The organism is Thermus sp. (assembly GCF_056332225.1).
In genome coordinates this window covers 1-3,760 of sequence record NZ_JBWGQW010000088.1, presented here as the reverse complement: position 1 = coordinate 3,760, position 3,760 = coordinate 1, and the positions used below count along the sequence as shown (strand labels likewise).

At 66.9% G+C, this 3,760-nt stretch carries 4 protein-coding genes; 1 reads left to right on the top strand and 3 read right to left on the bottom strand.

The window, feature by feature from the left end:
* The first annotated feature begins 153 nt into the window (after window positions 1-153).
* Window positions 154-429 carry a hypothetical protein gene (locus tag AC01Y6_RS09845; protein WP_476671343.1) on the top strand — a complete coding sequence of 92 codons (276 nt, stop codon included), beginning with the start codon at window positions 154-156 and terminating at the stop codon, window positions 427-429.
* A 122-nt stretch (window positions 430-551) separates the two neighbouring features.
* Here the strand turns inward: AC01Y6_RS09845 and AC01Y6_RS09840 are convergent, their stop codons facing one another.
* The 3 genes from AC01Y6_RS09840 to AC01Y6_RS09830 are packed head-to-tail and all read right to left on the bottom strand — an operon-like array spanning window position 552 to window position 3,596.
* Window positions 552-2,231, bottom strand: coding sequence for a ribonucleoside-diphosphate reductase subunit alpha (locus tag AC01Y6_RS09840; RefSeq protein WP_428720725.1), 1,680 nt, complete (start codon window positions 2,229-2,231; stop codon window positions 552-554).
* Between the two features lie 8 nt (window positions 2,232-2,239).
* Window positions 2,240-3,214, bottom strand: coding sequence for a ribonucleotide-diphosphate reductase subunit beta (locus tag AC01Y6_RS09835; RefSeq protein ID WP_476671341.1), 975 nt, complete (start codon window positions 3,212-3,214; stop codon window positions 2,240-2,242).
* Window positions 3,195-3,596: an acyl-CoA thioesterase gene (locus AC01Y6_RS09830; protein ID WP_428720723.1), complete on the bottom strand. Its 402-nt coding sequence runs from the start codon at window positions 3,594-3,596 to the stop codon at window positions 3,195-3,197. The genes AC01Y6_RS09835 and AC01Y6_RS09830 overlap by 20 nt, the downstream gene beginning before the upstream one ends.
* Window positions 3,597-3,760 lie beyond the last annotated feature (164 nt).

Below are 3,760 nucleotides of genomic sequence, written 5' to 3'. Positions count from 1 at the left end.
AGCTGGGGCCGTGGGAAAGCTCTTTTGGGGCCCCCACCGCGGCTTTTGCCGCGGTGGGGTGCTTAGCTACACGGTTCCCCTTTTCTCAGGAGCTTTGTAGCTAAGACAAGGGCTAGGGGGCGGGGAGGACCCGCCCCCGCCGAGCTTTTCGCCATGGACCGAACGGTAAAGGTGCGGGTGAAGAGCAAACGAAAGGTGCCGTGCGCGGTGTGCGGGGGAACGGGCTTCGTCTACACCGTGGGCTTTACGGGCGAACCCCTTCTCTGGAGCGCCACGGAGTGCGAGGGGGTAGGGGAGGTGCCGGAGGTCCCCGAGGTAGCTCCGCTGACCGAGGTCTTGGCCCCCGAGCCCTTGGACGACGGGACCGAGCTATGGGCAGAGTGGGTGCGGGCCGATGCGGCGGGGCCTCTCCCCCGAGGAGTCCTTTAGGGCGGCGGAGGCCGAGGTGTGGGGCTTTGAGGAACTTCCCTTCTAAGGCCCTTCTTTGGGCGGATAGAGGGCCCGGGATGGAAGGGACACCATCTCCCGGGCCCCTCTTGGGTAGCCTGCCGTCAGCCCTCGCAGGCCCGGCAGGAGAGGAGGAGATCCCGGCTGTAGGCCTGGGCCATGCTCTGGCTGAACTGGTAGTATAGGGCCTTGAGGCCTGAACGCCAGGCGTGGAGGACGAGGGCGTTCACGTCCTTGGGGGGGGCCTCGGGGTGGACCACCAGGTTCAGGGACTGGCCCTGGTCGATGTGCTTCTGCCGGGAGGCCGCGAGGTTGACGAGGGTCATCTGGGAGACCTCGGCGAAGGTCTTGAAGACCGCCTTCTCCTCCTCCGTGAGGAAGTCCAGGTGCTGGACGGAGCCGTTGTGCTCCAAGATGCTCCGCCACACCCTTTCCTCGTCCCGGCCCTTCTCCTTCAGGAGCTCCGCCAGGAAGGGGTTCTTGAAGGGGACCTTGGCCTTTTGCAGGTCCTTCAGGTAGTAGTTGCTGGTGTAGGGCTCAATGGAAGGGGAGACCTGGCCCAGGATGAAGGCGCTGGACTTGGTGGGGGCGATGGCGAGGAGGGTGGCGTTGCGCCGTTCCTTCAGCTCCCCCACCCCGGCGAGCTCGTCCTCGGGGTGGCGCTTCCTCAGCCACCTCGAGGCCTCCTCCGCCCGCTCCCGGAGGGTCTTGAAGATCTCGGCGTTTCTCCGGAAGGCCTCGGGGCTTTCCAGGGGGATCCTTTGGGACTGGAGGTAGCTGTGCCACCCCAGGACCCCGAGGCCGATGGCCCGGTAGCGCCGGGCGAAGCGGACCGCCCGCTCCATGTAGGGTAAGCCCTCCGCTTTCTCAATGAAATCGTCCAAAACGGAGTCCAGGAAGATCACCAGGGTCTCCACCGCGTCCGTGCCCTTCCACTCCTCGTAGTGGAGGAGGTTCATGGAGGAGAGGCAGCAGACGAAGCTCTCCTCCTCCGAGGAGGGGAGCATGATCTCCGTGCAGAGGTTGCTGGCCCAGATGGTCTTGCCGAGGGTTTTGAAGACCTCGGGGGCCTTCTCGTTGGCGTGGTCTCGGAAGAAGAGGTAGGGGATGCCCACCTCGGCCCGGGCCTTGAGGATCTGGGCCCAACGGGCCCGCTTCTTTGGGTCGCCCGCCACCATCTCCTCCAGCCAGCGGTTCCCCAGCGAGACCCCCCAGAAGAGGGACTGGACGGGGGAATGCTCCCGCTGGATGGAGAGCCACTCCTCCAAGTCCGGGTGCTCCGCGTCCAGGTAGGCGGCGCACTGGCCGCGGCGGGTGGAGCCCTGGTTGAAGACCTCGATCACCCGGTCAAAGAGGCTGGCGAAGGCGAAGGAGCCGTTGCTCTCCCCGTTGTCCCGGATGGGGGCGCCCCGGGGGCGGAGCCGGCCCAGGTAGACGGAGGTGCCGCCCCCCTGCTTGCTCATCATCCCCACCTCGGCCACCGCCCGGAGGATGGAGGCGGTGTCGTCCTCCACGTAGGTGCCGTAGCAGGAGATGGGAAGGCCCCGCTTGAGGCCGTAGTTCGCCCAGATGGGGGTGGCGAGGGAGTAGTACCCCCGGGCCATGTACTCCTGGAACTTCCGGGAAAAGCCCTCGATCCCGGTGAGGGCCTCCGCCCGGTCGGCGATCTCCTTGACCCTCTCCTCCACGCTCACCCCGGGGAGGAGGTAGCCCCGGCTCATGTAAAGGCGGGTGGGCTCGTTGGCCCAGTAGTAGGGCGCGTAGGTCCGCTTGGTCCTCGTCATGTTGCCTCCTAGAAGAGTTCCCCCGGGTCAAAACTCTGTACCCTGCGGGCGTAGGCCACGCTGCGCTTGTTGAAGAAGTCCACCTCCTTGTCGGCGAGGAGCTCCAGGGTGAACCACTCCGTGTCCCGAAGCTTTACCCGGTCCACGGGGAAGGCCTCGGGGAGGCCATGGAGGGCGAGGACCTCGTTGTAGCGGTGCTTGAGAAACTCCAGGGTCTCCCCGTGCCCCACCAAGGCGGGCTCCCCCCTGGCGAAGAGCCAGTCCAAGAGGCCCTCCTCGGCCCGGAAGAGCTCCTGGGCGAGGCGGAGGGCCTCTTCCTGGAAGGCTTCCCTGAAGAGGTCGGGTCTCTCCTCCTTCAGGAGGCGCAGAAGCTCCGCCCCGAAAAGGCCGTGGATGTTCTCCTCCTTGCTGGTGGCCTCAATGGCGTTGGAGACCCCCTTGTAGCGGTTTCCCCGGCGGTTCAAGGCCATGAGGACGTAGAACTGGGAGAAGAGGGAGACATGCTCGGTGAAGGCGGAGAAGAGGAGGAGGGCCAGGGCGTACTCCCGGAGGCCCGCCTCCCTGGACCGCCTGAGGACCCCCTCCAGGGCCAGGGCCCGCTCCTTAAGGGGGGTGGCCTCCTCCAAGGCGCGCTGGAAAGCGACCTCAAGGCCCAGGAGCTCCAGGAGGTGGGCGTAGGCGTTGGCGTGGCGCACCTCGCTCTCGGCGAAGGTCATGCCCACCTCGGCGATCTCGGGCTTGGGGAAGCGGTCGTAGAGGCGGGCCCAGAAGAGCTTCACGGCGAGCTCCACCTGGGCGATGGCGAGGAGGGCCCGCTCCACCAGGTGCCGCTCCTTCTCCTCGGAGAGGGCGTGGTCCTGGAGGTCGGCCTGGAAGCTGAACTCCGTGTGCACCCAGTAGCTGTGCCGGATGGCGTCCCGGTAGCGGAGAAGCCCCGGGTACTCGTAGGGGCGGTAGTGGGCTCTAGGCGCCGTGAGGGGCACGGGCCTCACCTCCTTCCAGGGGCGGCACGGGGCTCGGCCTCCCGCGCTCGTCCAAGGCCACCAGCACGAACCCACCCCGGGCAGCTAGGTAGGCCTCCTCGCCTTCCTTCACCGGCTCCACCCACATCTCCACCTCCACCCGCATGGAGGTGCGCCCCACCTCCTTGAGCCGGGCCACCAGCTCCACGATGGCCCCCAGGGGTACGGGCCGCTTGAAGTCCACGGCGTCGGCGTGCACCGTCACCACCTTCCTGCGGGCGTGCCGGGTGGCGGCCACGAAGGCCGCCTGGTCCATCCAGGCCAAAACCGTTCCGCCAAAAAGGGTCCCGTAGTGGTTAGTCTCCCCGGGGAAGACGGGGTAGACCATGCGCGTTTCCCGCATGGCACCTCCTCGAGGTGCGAAAAGTCCGCTTAAAGCCTGAAGGCCGCTTTGGGCGCTAGGCCCGCCTTCCTGTTGGGGGGAGTTCAGGGGTTAGGGTCCCACGTTCTCACCACCTTCGCCCTTGCCTCGAGGGCCACGGGGCAGGGCCGCGAAGCGGGTACTCG